The sequence below is a fragment of the Nocardioides aquiterrae genome, from assembly GCF_039526625.1.
GTDB classification, from domain to species: domain Bacteria; phylum Actinomycetota; class Actinomycetes; order Propionibacteriales; family Nocardioidaceae; genus Nocardioides; species Nocardioides aquiterrae.
Genome location: NZ_BAAAJE010000028.1, coordinates 64,811 through 79,109 on the forward strand (window position 1 = coordinate 64,811; position 14,299 = coordinate 79,109).

Sequence of the window (14,299 nt, forward strand, 5' to 3'; positions counted from 1 at the left end):
GTACGTAGCCCGGACGCCGGTCCGGGCCCGCACGCCCAGGCGATAGGGTCGGAACCGACCCCCTGGCACCCTGATCGACGAGAAGCAGGAGCACGCAGTGACCGTTCGAGTAGGTATCAACGGGTTCGGCCGGATCGGCCGCAACTTCTTCCGCGCCGTCCGCGCCTCGGGCCTGGACATCGAGATCGTCGCCGTCAACGACCTCACGGACAACAAGTCCCTGGCGCCGTTGCTCAAGTTCGACTCGATCCTGGGCCGGCTCGACGCCGACGTGACGGCGACCGAGGACGAGATCAGGGTCGGCGACCAGGTCGTCAAGACCTTCGCCGAGCGCGACCCGGCGAACCTGAAGTGGGCCGACGTCGGCGTCGACGTCGTCGTCGAGTCGACCGGCTTCTTCACCGACGCCACCAAGGCGCGCGCGCACGTCGACAGCGGCGGCGCGAAGAAGGTGATCATCTCCGCGCCCGCCTCGAACGAGGACGTCACCGTGGTGATGGGTGTCAACCACACGACGTACGACCCGGCCGCGCACACCGTCATCTCCAACGCGTCGTGCACCACCAACTGCCTGGCGCCGATGGCGAAGGCGCTGCACGAGGGCATCGGCATCAACAAGGGCCTGATGACCACGATCCACGCCTACACCGCGGACCAGAACCTGCAGGACAACATCCACAAGGACCCGCGCCGCGCCCGCGCCGCCGCGCTGAACATGGTCCCGACCTCCACCGGCGCCGCGAAGGCGATCGGCCTGGTGCTCCCGGAGCTGAAGGGCAAGCTGGACGGCTACGCCATGCGCGTCCCGGTCCCGACCGGCTCGGCGACCGACCTGTCCTTCGAGGCCTCGCGCGAGACCTCGGTCGAGGAGATCAACGAGATCGTCAAGGCCGCGGCCGACGGCAAGTTCCTCAAGTACTCGACCGACCCGCTGGTCTCCACCGACATCGTGACCGACCCGGCGTCGTGCATCTTCGACGCGCCGCTCACCAAGGTGATCGGCAACCAGGTCAAGGTCCTCGGCTGGTACGACAACGAGTGGGGCTACTCCAACCGCCTCGCCGACCTCATCGCCTACATCGGCGAGACGCTCTGACGATGGGGGAGTACGCCGGGTTGGGCGACGTCGCCGGGAAGCGCGTGCTGGTCCGGTCGGACCTCAACGTGCCGCTGGAGGCTCAGCCCGATGGCGGGCAGACGATCACCGACGACAAGCGGATCCGGGCGAGCGTCCCGACCATCCGGGAGCTGGCCGACGCCGGCGCCCGGGTGGTGGTCGTCGCCCACCTCGGCCGGCCGAAGGGTGCGCCCGAGGAGCGCTACTCGCTCCGCCCGGTGGCCGCGCGGCTCGGCGAGCTGCTCGGCCAGGAGGTCGCATTCGCGACCGACACGGTCGGCGACAGCGCCCAGGAGACCGTCGCCGGGCTGGGTGACGGCCAGGTGGCGGTGCTGGAGAACGTCCGCTTCAACCCGGGCGAGACCAGCAAGGACGACGCCGAGCGCGGCGCCTTCGCCGACCAGCTCGCCGCACTCGCCGACGCGTTCGTGTCCGACGGGTTCGGCGTCGTGCACCGCAAGCAGGCCTCGGTCTACGACGTCGCGCTGCGCCTCCCGCACGCCATGGGGAAGCTCGTCGCGGCGGAGATCGAGGTGCTGCGCCGCCTGACCGAGTCGCCGGAGCGCCCGTACGTCGTCGTGCTGGGCGGCTCGAAGGTCTCCGACAAGCTCGGCGTGATCGACAACCTGCTCGGCAAGGCCGACAAGCTGCTGATCGGTGGCGGGATGGTGTTCACGTTCCTGAAGGCCGAGGGCCACGAGGTCGGCAAGAGCCTGCTCGAGGAGGACCAGCTCGACACCTGCCGGTCGTACCTGCAGCGCGCGGCCGACACCGGCGTGGAGATCGTGCTGCCGACCGACATCGTGGTCGACACCGAGTTCCCGTCCGGTGACCGCGAGCCGCAGCCGCAGGTGGTGGCCGCGGACGCCATCCCGGCCGACGCCCTCGGTCTCGACATCGGCCCGGAGTCCGGGGCCGCCTTCGCCGCGGCTCTCGCCGACGCCCGCACGGTCTTCTGGAACGGCCCGATGGGCGTCTTCGAGGTCGACGCGTTCGCCGAGGGCACCCGTGCCGTCGCCGAGGCGCTCACGAAGGTCGACGGCCTCTCGGTCGTCGGCGGCGGCGACTCCGCGGCCGCGATCGTCCGGCTCGGCTTCGACGAGTCGGCGTTCGGCCACATCTCGACCGGCGGTGGCGCCAGCCTCGAGTACCTCGAGGGCAAGGAGCTCCCCGGCATCAAGGTCCTGGAGGACTAGCGCGTGTCTGGCAATCGCACCCCGCTGATGGCGGGGAACTGGAAGATGAACCTGAACCACCAGGAAGCGGTGGTGCTCGTCCAGAAGCTGGCGTGGACGCTGGCGGACAAGAAGCACGACTACGCGAAGTGCGAGGTCGTCGTGCTGCCGCCGTACACGGACCTGCGGTCCGTGCAGACGCTGGTGGACGGCGACCGGCTGCTCGTGAAGTACGGCGCCCAGGACGTCTCGCAGCACGAGTCGGGCGCCTACACCGGCGAGATCTCCGCCGGCATGCTGGCCAAGCTCGGGTGCACCTACGTCGTCGTGGGCCACAGCGAGCGGCGGCAGTACCACGGGGAGACCGACGAGCTGGTCGCGGCCAAGGCCCGGAGGGCGCACGCCGGCGGCATGACGCCGATCGTGTGCGTGGGCGAGGGCCTCGAGGTGCGCCAGGCCGGGGAGCACGTCCCGTACTGCATCTCCCAGACCGTCGGCTCGCTCGCCGGGTTCACCTCCGAGCAGGTCGCGAGCCTGGTGATCGCGTACGAGCCGGTCTGGGCGATCGGCACGGGCGAGGTCGCGACCCCGGACGACGCGCAGGAGGTCTGCCAGGCGATCCGCGCCCAGGTGCGGGAGGCGCACGGCGACGCGGCCGCGGACGGCGTCCGCATCCTGTACGGGGGGTCCGTGAAGGCCGCCAACGTCGGCGGCATCATGGCGCAGGCCGACGTGGACGGCTGCCTCGTGGGGGGCGCGAGCCTCCAGGCGGACGAGTTCGGAGCGATCTGCCGCTTCTACGACATGCCGATCATCTGATCTCCGACTCTCTGACGTAGGCTTCCGTACTGTGCAACTGCTCTTCACCATCGTGCTGATGATCACCAGCGCCCTCATGATCCTGCTCGTGCTGCTGCACAAGGGTCGTGGCGGCGGTCTCTCGGACATGTTCGGTGGTGGCGTCTCCAGCTCACTCGGCGGCTCGTCCGTCGCGGAGCGCAACCTCGACCGGCTGACGGTCGGAGTCGGCGTCATCTGGTTCGCCTGCGTCATCGCCCTCGGGCTCCTGCTGGCGTACTGACACATCTGAGAAAGGGAACCGTTCCGTGGCTGGTGGAGGAAACGCTATTCGCGGGAGCCGGGTGGGGGCCGGCCCGATGGGTGAGGCGGAGCGCGGCGAAGCCGCCCCGCGTCAGGCAGTGACGTACTTCTGTGCCAACGAGCACCGCTCGGTGGTGACGTTCTCGACCGAGGCGACCACGCCCGACACCTGGGACTGCCCCAAGTGCGGCCTGCCGGCCAGCCTCGACTCCGAGAACCCGCCCCCGGCGCCGAAGATCGAGCCCTACAAGACGCACCTGGCCTACGTGAAGGAGCGGCGCTCCGACCAGGAGGCCGCCGACATCCTCGACGAGGCCCTCGAGCTGCTCCGCTCCCGCCGCAAGTCCGGCGACATCATCTTCTGAGCGACCGCCGACTCGGCGCTACTGCAGGCCGAACGGGTGCCGAGTCGGCGCTAGTGCAGGCCGGACAGGTGCCGACTCGGCGCTACTGCAGGCCGAACAGGTGGCGACTCGGCGGTTGTGCAGATCCGGTCACGCGTAGGCCGCGCCGAACCCGCGCCTCGTGAGCTGCTTCGCGGATGATCCGGTCGCACAGGCGCTGGCGTCCGAAGACGTCGTCGCTGCGCAGCGCAACCGGCAGCCAGCCGCGCTCGGCGACGTCGCGGCGGCGCGTCCGGTCGTGCTCCAGTTGCTCCGGCGTGCTGTGCCACTCGTCGCCGTCGTACTCGAATCCGAGCAGTAGGTCCTCGTTCGCCAGGTCCAGGCGCGCGATGAGCGCCCCGTCGCCATAGATCTCGACCTGCGGTACGACGTGGACCTGCGCCTCGATGCATCGCAGCCGGAGGACGGACTCGCCGGGTGACTCGCTGCGTCCGTCAGCGAGTGGGCCGATGGCCCGGAGGGTGGTGACCCAGCGCATGCCCCGGAATCGCTCGATGCCGTCGAGGAACTCGTCCATGGTGAAGGAACCGAGGCGGAACATGGCATCGAGGCCAGAGATGGCATCGTCGGTCCAGCGAACCCGTCCGAGGTCCCACGCGGTGCGGATCGGCGTCGTGACCTGCAGGCCGCCGATCTCCATGACGTCGTCGACGCTGAGGTTCCGCTCGCCGCTGGCGGACAGGTCGTTGCGGAGCCGACCGTGTCCGGACGGCCGGAACAGGGAGAGCGGTCGGAGGTCGAGGTGCTCGCCCGGCCGGAGGATCATCTGGGCGCCGAGGAGCCAGCCGGCGTGCCGGTCGACGACCACGCAGTCCTGTGGCACCACGAGGCGAAGACAAGCTGCGCGCACGGCAAGAGAGTCACCCGCCTCCGTCGCGAGGTAGACCTGTCGGAGTGGGCGGCGCAGGAGACCCGCCTTGACGAGGCGCGTCAGCTGGTGTCGAGTGACGCCTGCGTCGAGAGCCTGTCGGTAGGTGAAGGGTTCGAGTGCAGGGATCGGGAACTCCCCGACGAGGCTTGCGCTCGCGATGATGTCGTCGATGTCCATGACCGAGCACTTCCCGCCCGGCGCGGTCTCGCCCCTGCTCGATCGCAATCTGTGGACAACATCTGCAGTGGCGCCGACTCGGCACCCTGAGCCCTGCAGTGGCGCCGACTCGGCACCCCTGAGCCCTGCAGTGGCGCCGACTCGGCACCCCTGAGCCCTGCACTGGCGCCGACTCGGCACCCCTGAGCCCTGCAGTGGCGCCGACTCGGCACCCTTTCGGCCTGCAGTCGCGCCGAGTCGGCACGCCGTCTACAGCTGGGACGCGGCCCCGCGGTCGAGGAACCAGATGGTCTCGTCGTGGCCGGTGACCCCGGCGGCGGGGATGTCGTGGCGGTCGGCACCGCCGAGGGCCTGGGCGACCGCCGGGGCCTTGCCGTCGCCGCTGACCAGGAACCACACCGACCTGGCGCGGTTGAGCGGGGCGAAGGTGAGGCTGATCCGCTCCGGCGGGGGCTTGGGGGAGTCGGTCACGCCGACGGCGATGTCGGTGGCGTCGAGCTGGGGGAAGCCCGGGAACAGGGACGCGACGTGGCCGTCCGGCCCGATGCCGAGCATCACCACGTCGAACTCGCCGGATCCGTGTTCGCGCAGCTCGGCGGCGTACGACGCCGCGCCCGCGTCGACGTCCGCGGCGTCTGCGGTCGACGGCATCTCGTGCACCTGGGTGGCGCCGACGGCGTCCAGGAACGCCGCGCGCGCCTGGCCGGCGTTGCGGTCCGGGGAGTCGGGTGCGACGAAGCGCTCGTCGCCCCACCAGATCCCGACCTGGGACCAGTCGACGTCGGACGCCGGCGACAGCCGGGCGATCTCGCGGTGGATCTCCTCGGCGATGGTGCCGCCGGTCAGCGCGATCTGCGGGACGCCGCCGGTGGCCTGGATGTCCGCGAGCCGGCTGAGCAGCTCACCGGCCACGGCGGTGGCCAGCGTCGCGGAGTCGGGGTGGACCTCGATGCGGGGCGTGCTGGTCACTTCGCCTTCTCCAGCTTCAGCAGCTTGCGGGCGGTCTCGGCGTACACGTCGTCCTCGTCGAGACGGCGCAGCTCCTCGGCGAGCAGCTCGGGCAGCTCGCGGCGCTTGAGCGCCACCGGGCGATCCGGCCGGCCCGGCGACGAGAACGTCGCGAGCTTGCCGTCGGTGCGACTGATCCGGATCGGTCCGTCCTTGGTGTCCAGGACCGCCTCGGTGATGCCGGGCCCGGAGGAGTTCTTGCGGTCGACCCGGATCTTGAGCCGGTCGGCCAGCCACGCCGTCAGCAGGTCGGCGCTCGGGCTGATCCGCTCGGCGGTGACCGAGCCGTGCGTGACCTTCAGCGGCTGCTGGTCCAGGGCCGCGGCGAGGAGGGCGCGCCAGGGCGTGATCCGCGTCCACGCGAGGTCGGTGTTCCCGATGGTGTACACCGAGCACTGCTGGTGCATCGCCGTGGTCTTGTTCCGGATCGCCGACGCGGCGTCGGTGATCCGGCGCTGCGCGAGCCGGCCGAGCGGGTCCCGCGCGGGGTCGTCCGGCGGATGGTTCGGCCACCAGACGGCGACCGGGAGGTCGGGCAGCAGCAGCGGCAGCACGACCGACTCCGGGTGCTTGACCACCTCGCCCTTGAGCCGGATCAGCGCGGTCTCGCCGGTCCAGCCGGAGCCGGTGCCGACCTGGGCGTTCACCTGCGGGGCGCCCCGGCCGTCACCGAGGATCACGCCGAGGACCCGCGCGGGGTGCTCGTGCGAGGCGGCTCGGGCGGCGCGCATCGCGCCCTCCGCGTCGTCCTCGTCGACGACGATCACCAGGGTCATCACCATGCCCATCGCGGGGCTGCCGGCCCGCACCCGCGCGCGTTGCAGCTCCGCGGCGATGCCGGACGAGTTGGTGTTGATGAGTTCGATCACGGTCGCCTCCAGACCCGTCCGTCGCGGGCCAGCATCTCGTCCGCCGATGCGGGCCCCCAGGTGCCGGCCTCGTACTGCTCGGGCTTGCTCTTGCCCTTCTCGTCGTCCCGGGCCCAGTGATCGAGGACCGGGTCCAGGATCATCCAGGACAGCTCGACCTCCTCGTGGCGGGGGAACAGGGGCGGGTCGCCGAGGAGCACGTCGAGGATCAGGCGCTCGTAGGCCTCCGGCGAGGACTCGGTGAAGGCGCCGCCGTACACGAAGTCCATGTTCACGTCGCGGATCTCCATCGCGGTGCCAGGCACCTTGGATCCGAACCGCAGGGTCATGCCCTCGTCGGGCTGGATCCGGATCACCAGCGCGTTCTGGGTCAGCTCCTCGGTCGCCGAGTCGGAGAACGGCAGGTGCGGAGCCCGCTTGAAGACGATCGCCACCTCGGTGACCCGGCGGCCCAGCCGCTTCCCGGTGCGCAGGTAGAACGGCACGCCGGCCCAGCGGCGGTTCTCGATGTTCAGCTTCACCGCGGCGAACGTCTCGGTGGTCGACGTGCGCTTGATGCCCTCCTCCTCGAGGAAGCCGATGACCTTCTCGCCGCCGGCCCAGCCGGCGGCGTACTGCCCGCGCGCCGTCGTGAGGTCGAGCCGCCGGGGCAGGGTCACGCTGGACAGTACCTTCTGCTTCTCGATGCGCAGGCTGTCCGCCTCGAACGACGTCGGCTCCTCCATCGCCACCAGCGAGAGCAGCTGGAGCAGGTGGTTCTGGATCACGTCGCGCGCCGCGCCGATGCCGTCGTAGTAGCCGGCGCGGCCGCCGATGCCGATGTCCTCGGCCATCGTGATCTGCACGTGGTCCACGTAGTTGGAGTTCCAGACCGGCTCGAACATCTCGTTGGCGAACCGCACCGCCAAGATGTTCTGCACGGTCTCCTTGCCGAGGTAGTGGTCGATCCGGAAGATCGACCCGGACGGGAACACGTCGCCGAGGGTCCGCTGGAGCTCGCGGGCCGACTCGAGGTCGTGGCCGAAGGGCTTCTCGACGACCACCCGGCGCCAGGAGTCGCCGCGGGCCTCCGCGAGCCCGTGCTCCTTCAGCTGCCTGACCACGTCCCCGAAGAAGCCCGGGGGGATCGCGAGGTAGAACGCGTGGTTGCCGCCGGTGCCGCGCAGCTCGTCGAGCTCCTCGATGGTCCGGCGCAGCCGCTCGAACGCCTGGTCGTCGTCGAAGTCGCCGGGGACGAACCGGAAGCCCTCGGCGAGCTGCTTCCAGACCTCCTCCCGGAACTCCGTGCGCGCGTGCGCCTTGACCGAGTCGTGCACGATCTGCGCGAAGTCCTGGTCGGCCCAGTCGCGGCGCGCGAAGCCGGTCAGGCTGAAGCCGGGCGGCAGCAGGCCGCGGTTCGCGAGGTCGTAGATCGCGGGCATGATCTTCTTCCGCGACAGGTCGCCGGTGACGCCGAACAGCACCATGCCGCACGGACCGGCGATGCGGGGGAGCCGGCGGTCGCGCGGGTCGCGCAGCGGGTTCGGTCGGTTCATGCGGCGTTCACTGGCGGTGCCTCCGGTAGTAGGCGATCAGGGACTGCGTCGACGCGTCCTGCTCGGCCGCGGCGGCCTCGTCGCCCGCGACCGCGGGGATGACCTGCTGGGCGAGCTGCTTGCCGAGCTCGACGCCCCACTGGTCGAAGGAGTCGATGCCCCAGACGACGCCCTCGGTGAAGGTGATGTGCTCGTAGAGCGCGACCAGCTGCCCGAGCACGGACGGCGTCAGCGCCGGGGCCATGATCGACGCGGTGGGCCGGTTGCCGGGGAAGACCCGCGCCGGCACGAGCCGCTCCGGCGTGCCCTCGGCCCGCACCTCGTCGGCGGTCTTCCCGAAGGCCAGCGCCCGGGTCTGGGCGAAGTAGTTCGCGAGGAACAGCTCGTGCACGTCGGTCTCGCCGTCCTTCAGCGGGTACGGCGGGGTCGCGACGGCGATGAAGTCGGCCGGGATCAGCCGGGTGCCCTGGTGGATGAGCTGGTAGAACGCGTGCTGCCCGTTGGTGCCCGGCTCGCCCCAGAACACCTCGCCGGTATCGGTCGACACCGGCGAGCCGTCCCAGCGGACGCTCTTGCCGTTGGACTCCATCGTCAGCTGCTGGAGGTACGCGGGGAACCGGTGCAGCAGCTGGGCGTAGGGCAGCACGGCGTGCGTCTCGGCGCCCAGGAAGTTGGTGTACCAGACGTTGAGCAGCCCCATCAGGACGGGGACGTTGTGGGCGAGGTCGGTGCGGCGGAAGTGCTCGTCCATCGCGTGGAACCCGGCCAGCACCTCCGCGAAGCGCTCGGGTCCGATGGCGACGACCAGCGAGAGCCCGATCGCCGAGTCCAGGGAGTACCGGCCGCCGACCCAGTCCCAGAAGCCGAACGCGTTGGCGGGGTCGATCCCGAACTCCGCGACCTTGTCCAGCGCCGTGGACACGGCCACGAAGTGCTTCGCCACCGCCTCGGTCTCGTCCTGGCCCGACAGCCCGTCGAGCAGCCACGCCCGGCACAGGCGGGCGTTGGTCAGCGTCTCGAGGGTCCCGAACGTCTTGCTGGACACGATGAACAGGGTCGTCGCCGGGTCCAGGCCGGCCAGGGTGGTGGCGGCGTCGGTCGGGTCGTTGTTGCTGATGAACCGGCACTCGAGGCCGGCCTGTCGGTACGGTGCGAGCGCCTCGTAGGCCATCGCCGGGCCGAGGTCGGACCCCCCGATGCCGATGTTGACCACCGTCCGGATCCGCTCGCCGGTCACGCCGGTCCACGCGCCGCTGCGGACCCGGTCCGCGAAGTCGTAGACGCGACGCAGGACGTCGTGGACCTCGGCCACGACGTCCTGCCCGTCGACCTCCAGGTGCGCGTCGGGCGGCAGCCGCAGCGCCGTGTGCAGCGCCGGGCGGTCCTCGGTGACGTTGACGTGCTCACCGCGGAACATGGCGTCGCGGCGCTCCTCCAGGCCGACCTCGCGGGCCAGGTCGAGGAGCGCGGACACCACCCGGTCGACGACGAGCGACTTCGACAGGTCGACGTAGAGGTCCGCCGCGGTGAACGTCAGCCGGTCGACCCGGCCCGGATCGGCGGCGAACCAGCCGCGCAGGTCGGGGTCGAAGTCCGCCGCCAGTGCACCGAGCCGCGCCCACGCGTCGGTCGAGGACGGGTCGACGGGCCGGTCGGCGGGACCGCTCACGCCTTGGCCTTCTCCATCTGGCCGGACACGGTCTCGAGCAGCTCCTCCCAGGACTTCTTGAACTTGTCGACACCCTCGGTCTCGAGCACGACCAGCACGTCCTCCCAGTCGATGCCGAGCTCGACCAGCCGGTCGAGGATCGCCCTGCCCTCGCCCGCCTTGCCGGTGACGACGTCGCCGAGCACCTCGCCGTGGTCGGCGAACGCGTCGAGGGTCTTCTCCGGCATCGTGTTGACGGTCTCGGCGACCACCAGGTCGCGGACGTACATCGTGTCGTCGTAGTCGGGGTTCTTCACGCCGGTCGACGCCCAGAGCGGACGCTGCCGGTTGGCGCCGGCGGCCTCGAGCTCGCGCCAGCGGTCGGAGCCGAAGATCTCCTCGAACTCGCCGTAGGCGACCAGCGCGTTCGCGATCGCCGCCTTGCCGCGCAGGGCGAGGGCCGTCTCCGAGCCGATGGCCTCGAGGCGCTTGTCGACCTCGGTGTCCACGCGGGAGACGAAGAACGACGCGACCGAGTGGATGGTCGACAGGTCGCGGCCGGCCTCCCGGGCCTGCTCCAGGCCGGTGAGGTAGGCGTCCATCACCTCGCGGTAGCGCTGCGCGCCGAAGATCAGCGTGACGTTGACGCTGATGCCCTCGGCGATCGCCGCGGTGATCGCCGGCAGGCCCTCGAGGGTCGCCGGGATCTTGATGAGCGCGTTGGGCCGGTCGACCGCCGCCCAGAGCGCGCGGGCGGAGTTGATGGTGCCCTCGGTGTCGTTGGCCAGCAGGGGCTCGACCTCGATCGAGACGCGGCCGTCGTACGGCGTCGCGTCGTACACGGGCCTCATGATGTCGCAGGCGTTGCGGACGTCCTCGGTGGTGAGCTCGAAGACGACGCGGTCGACGTCCTCGCCCTTGTCGACGAGCTGGGCGACCTGCTCGTCGTAGCGCTCGCCGTTGGCAATGGCGGCGGCGAAGATCGTCGGGTTCGTGGTCACGCCGACGACGTACTTCTCCCGCATGAGGTCGGCGAGGTTGCCGGTCTCGATGCGCTCGCGGGAGAGGTCGTCGAGCCAGATCGACACCCCCGCGTCGGACAGTGCCTTCAGTCGGTCACTCATGGTTCCTCCCGGAGTCGGGTGCGGATGCGGTGGGTGGTGGGGCGCTCGCTCAGTCCGCCAGGGAGCGGACGCTGTCACGGGCCGCGTTGGCGACGGCCTCCCCGGTGATGCCGTACTCCTCGTAGATGCGCGCGAAGTCCGCGGACGCGCCGTACGTCTCGATGGAGACGATCCGGCCGTGGTCGCCGACGACCTCGCGCCACCCCTGCGCCACGCCGGCCTCGACCGAGACGCGGGCCTTGACGGTCGGCGGGATCACCGAGTCGCGGTACGCCTCCTCCTGACGGTCGAACCACTCGCGGCAGGGCATGGAGACGACGCGGGCGCGGATGCCGTCGGCCGCCAGGAGCTCGCGCGCCGCCACGGCCACCTGCACCTCGGACCCGGTGCCGACCAGCACGACGTCGGGGGCGCCGCCCTCGACGTCGAGCAGGACGTAGCCGCCGCGGTGCACGTTGCTGGTGTCGCTGAAGCCCTCCTCGCCACGCGGGAAGACCGGCACGTTCTGGCGCGTCAGCGCGAGGCCGGCCGGCCGGTCGGTGTGCTGCAGGATCGCCTTCCAGGCCGCGGCGGTCTCGTTGGCGTCCGCCGGGCGCACGACGTCGAGACCGGGGATCGCCCGGAGCGCGGCGAGGTGCTCGATCGGCTGGTGCGTGGGACCGTCCTCGCCCAGGCCGATCGAGTCGTGGGTCCACACGTAGGTCACCGGCAGGCCCATCAGCGCCGCGAGGCGCACCGCGCCGCGCATGTAGTCGGAGAACGTCAGGAACGTGCCGCCGAAGACGCGGGTCCCGCCGTGCAACGTGATGCCGTTGAGGATCGCGCCCATGCCGTGCTCGCGGATGCCGAAGTGCAGGACCCGACCGGCGTACGGGTCGCCGGACCACTGGTCGGTCGAGCGGTCCTTCGGGATGAACGACGGCGCGTCCTCGATCGTGGTGTTGTTCGACTCCGCGAGGTCGGCCGAGCCGCCCCAGAGCTCGGGCATCACCCCGGCGATGGCGTTGATCACCGTGCCCGAGGCCTTGCGGGTCGCCATCCCCTTGGGGTCCGCGTCGAACGTCGGGAGCACGTCGTCGAGCTCCGGGGGGAGGGCGCGGGTCTGCATCCGCTCCCAGGTGGCGAGCGTGGCCGGGTCCGCGGACGCCTTCCAGGCCTGGAACTCCTCCTCCCAGGCGGCCTGCCACTGCTTGCCGCGCTCGATCAGCGATCGGGTGTGGGCGAGCACGTCGTCCGGCACCTCGAAGTGCCGGTCGGGGTCGAAGCCGAGGATCTCCTTGGTCGCGCGCACCTCGTCCTCGCCGAGCGCGGACCCGTGCGACTTGCCGGTGCCCTGCGCGTGCGGAGCCGGCCACGCGATGACCGTGCGGAGCACGATCATGCTGGGCTGGTCGGTGACCTCCTCGGCCGCCCGGATCGCCTCGTAGAGGGCCGGGACGTCCTCGACGTACGTCGTGCCGTCATGGGTCCAGTCGACGGTCTGCACGTGCCAGCCGTACGCCTCGTAGCGCTTGCCGACGTCCTCGGTGAACGCCACGTCGGTGTTGCCCTCGATCGAGATGCGGTTGGCGTCGTAGATCACCGTGAGGTTGCCGAGCTGCTGCACCCCGGCGATCGACGACGCCTCGGCGCTGACGCCCTCCTCGAGGTCGCCGTCGCTGCAGATGCAGTAGATGTGGTGGTCGAAGACCGAGTCGCCGTCGGCGCTGCCGGGGTCGAGCAGGCCGCGCTCGCGGCGCGCCGCCATCGCCATCCCGACCGCGTTGCCGACGCCCTGGCCGAGCGGGCCGGTCGTGGTCTCGACGCCGGCGGTGTGCCCGTGCTCCGGGTGGCCGGGGGTCTTGGAACCCCAGGTCCGCAGCGACTTCAGGTCGTCGAGTTCCAGGCCCCAGCCGCCGAGGAACAGCTGGTTGTACAGCGTGATCGAGCTGTGGCCGGCGGACAGCACGAAGCGGTCGCGGCCCGGCCAGTTCGGGTCGGCGGGGTTGTGCCGCATCACCTTCTGGAACAGCAGGTACGCGACCGGGGCGAGGCTCATCGCCGTGCCCGGGTGGCCGTTCCCGACCTTCTGCACCGCATCCATGGCGAGGACCCGGGCGGTGTCCACCGCCTTCTCGTCGAGGTCGGTCCAGTCCAATGCAGAGGTCTTGCTCACAGGGTTCCTTTCGCGCGTTTCGGCCGATGCCGAGCCTACTCACCTCGGGCGATAGACTCGCACCAGCCCAATCACCGCCCCGGTGCCCACATTCCCGCTCGAGGAACCCCGTGACCTACGTCGGCCAGTCGGCCTCTGCTGCGCGGCAGACCGCGCCAGAACGGGCGACGGTCAAGGACGTGGTGGCGGCGTACGTCGGCCTCACCAAGCCCCGCGTGATCGAGCTGCTGCTCCTCACCACGGTGCCGGTGATGTTCTACGCCGCCCGCGGCGTACCGGACCTCGGCCTGGTGGTCGCCACCGTGATCGGCGGCACGTTCTCCGCCGGCTCGGCGTCGGTGTTCAACTGCGTCTACGACCGCGACATCGACGAGCAGATGCGCAGGACCCGCCGGCGGGCGCTGCCGCGGCACATCGTGTCCCCGCGGGCCGCGCTGGTGTTCGGGTTCGCGCTCGGGATCTTGTCGACGGTGATCCTGTACGTCTGGGTCAACCCGCTGTCGGCGCTGCTGTCGGTGCTCGCCAACGCGTTCTACGTCTTCGGCTACACGATGCTGCTGAAGCGGCGTACGACGCAGAACATCGTCTGGGGCGGCATCGCGGGCTGCTTCCCGACGCTGATCGGGTGGACCGCCGTCACCGGCTCGCTGTCGTGGACCCCGGTGGTGCTGTTCCTGGTGGTGTTCTTCTGGACGCCGCCGCACACCTGGGCCCTCGCCCTGCGCTACCGCGAGGACTACGCGAACGTCGACGTGCCGATGCTGCCGGTGGTGGCGTCCGCGTCGACCGTGGGGCGCCAGATCGTCGTCTACAGCTGGCTGATGGTCGCGACCTCGCTGCTGCTGTGGCCGGTCGCCGACACCGGGCTGTTCTACCCGGTCGCCGCGGCCGTGCTCGGCGCGGCGTTCCTCCTCGAGGCGCACCGGATGTGGGCGCGCACCCGGGGCACCGAGGACCTCTCCGTGATCCAGCCGATGCGGCTGTTCCACTCCTCGAACCTCTACCTGTCGCTGCTGTTCGTCGCGGTCGCGCTGGACCCGCTGATCAGCCGCTGAAAGAAATCTGCCGCCGGACGCAACCGAATCGCCCGCCACGACGTCTAGGTGGGTGATGGC

The 14,299-nt window shown here is 70.8% G+C and carries 13 protein-coding genes; 6 read left to right on the top strand and 7 right to left on the bottom strand.

The window, feature by feature from the left end; translation table 11 throughout:
• The first annotated feature begins 97 nt into the window (after positions 1–97).
• From gap to ABD086_RS21920, 5 genes are read left to right on the top strand one after another with little or no spacing between them, the layout of a single operon-like run.
• Complete coding sequence (gap, locus tag ABD086_RS21900) at positions 98–1,096, top strand: type I glyceraldehyde-3-phosphate dehydrogenase (protein WP_343910175.1); 999 nt, start codon at positions 98–100, stop codon at positions 1,094–1,096.
• A gap of 2 nt (positions 1,097–1,098) precedes the next feature.
• The gene (locus ABD086_RS21905) at positions 1,099–2,313 is read left to right on the top strand and encodes a phosphoglycerate kinase (RefSeq protein WP_343910177.1); all 1,215 of its coding nucleotides are present in this window, start codon (positions 1,099–1,101) and stop codon (positions 2,311–2,313) included.
• A gap of 27 nt (positions 2,314–2,340) precedes the next feature.
• Positions 2,341–3,111 carry a triose-phosphate isomerase gene (gene tpiA, locus ABD086_RS21910; protein ID WP_343910258.1) on the top strand — a complete coding sequence of 257 codons (771 nt, stop codon included), beginning with the start codon at positions 2,341–2,343 and terminating at the stop codon, positions 3,109–3,111.
• A gap of 31 nt (positions 3,112–3,142) precedes the next feature.
• Positions 3,143–3,373, top strand: a complete 231-nt coding sequence (gene secG, locus ABD086_RS21915) for a preprotein translocase subunit SecG (RefSeq protein WP_343910179.1) — start codon at positions 3,143–3,145, stop codon at positions 3,371–3,373.
• 25 nt (positions 3,374–3,398) lie between these two features.
• On the top strand, positions 3,399–3,758 hold the full coding sequence (locus tag ABD086_RS21920; protein ID WP_343910180.1) for an RNA polymerase-binding protein RbpA: 360 nt from the start codon (positions 3,399–3,401) through the stop codon (positions 3,756–3,758).
• An 82-nt stretch (positions 3,759–3,840) separates the two neighbouring features.
• Here ABD086_RS21920 and ABD086_RS21925 read toward each other — a convergent pair whose 3' ends face one another.
• The 7 genes from ABD086_RS21925 to tkt all read right to left on the bottom strand — a co-directional run bounded on the left by ABD086_RS21925 (position 3,841) and on the right by tkt (position 13,112).
• Entirely contained in the window at positions 3,841–4,845 is a 1,005-nt protein-coding gene (locus tag ABD086_RS21925) for a type IV toxin-antitoxin system AbiEi family antitoxin domain-containing protein (protein ID WP_343910182.1), read from the bottom strand.
• 249 nt (positions 4,846–5,094) lie between these two features.
• A complete protein-coding gene (pgl, locus tag ABD086_RS21930; RefSeq protein WP_343910184.1) occupies positions 5,095–5,814 on the bottom strand; it encodes a 6-phosphogluconolactonase in 720 nt (239 codons plus the stop codon).
• A complete protein-coding gene (locus ABD086_RS21935; RefSeq protein WP_343910186.1) occupies positions 5,811–6,722 on the bottom strand; it encodes a glucose-6-phosphate dehydrogenase assembly protein OpcA in 912 nt (303 codons plus the stop codon). Before ABD086_RS21935 ends, pgl begins: the two co-directional genes overlap by 4 nt.
• Positions 6,719–8,257 (bottom strand): glucose-6-phosphate dehydrogenase, encoded by a 1,539-nt coding sequence (zwf, locus tag ABD086_RS21940; protein WP_343910187.1) that lies wholly within the window; start codon positions 8,255–8,257, stop codon positions 6,719–6,721. Before zwf ends, ABD086_RS21935 begins: the two co-directional genes overlap by 4 nt.
• Positions 8,258–8,264: 7 nt before the next feature.
• Entirely contained in the window at positions 8,265–9,926 is a 1,662-nt protein-coding gene (pgi, locus tag ABD086_RS21945) for a glucose-6-phosphate isomerase (RefSeq protein WP_425571678.1), read from the bottom strand.
• Positions 9,923–11,029 carry a transaldolase gene (gene tal, locus ABD086_RS21950; RefSeq protein WP_343910189.1) on the bottom strand — a complete coding sequence of 369 codons (1,107 nt, stop codon included), beginning with the start codon at positions 11,027–11,029 and terminating at the stop codon, positions 9,923–9,925. Before tal ends, pgi begins: the two co-directional genes overlap by 4 nt.
• Positions 11,030–11,078: 49 nt before the next feature.
• Positions 11,079–13,112, bottom strand: coding sequence for a transketolase (gene tkt, locus ABD086_RS21955; RefSeq protein ID WP_425571682.1), 2,034 nt, complete (start codon positions 13,110–13,112; stop codon positions 11,079–11,081).
• A gap of 182 nt (positions 13,113–13,294) precedes the next feature.
• On the opposite strand from tkt, the gene ABD086_RS21960 reads away from it, so the two are divergent.
• Complete coding sequence (locus ABD086_RS21960; RefSeq protein WP_343910193.1) at positions 13,295–14,239, top strand: heme o synthase; 945 nt, start codon at positions 13,295–13,297, stop codon at positions 14,237–14,239.
• The last annotated feature ends 60 nt before the right edge of the window (positions 14,240–14,299 follow it).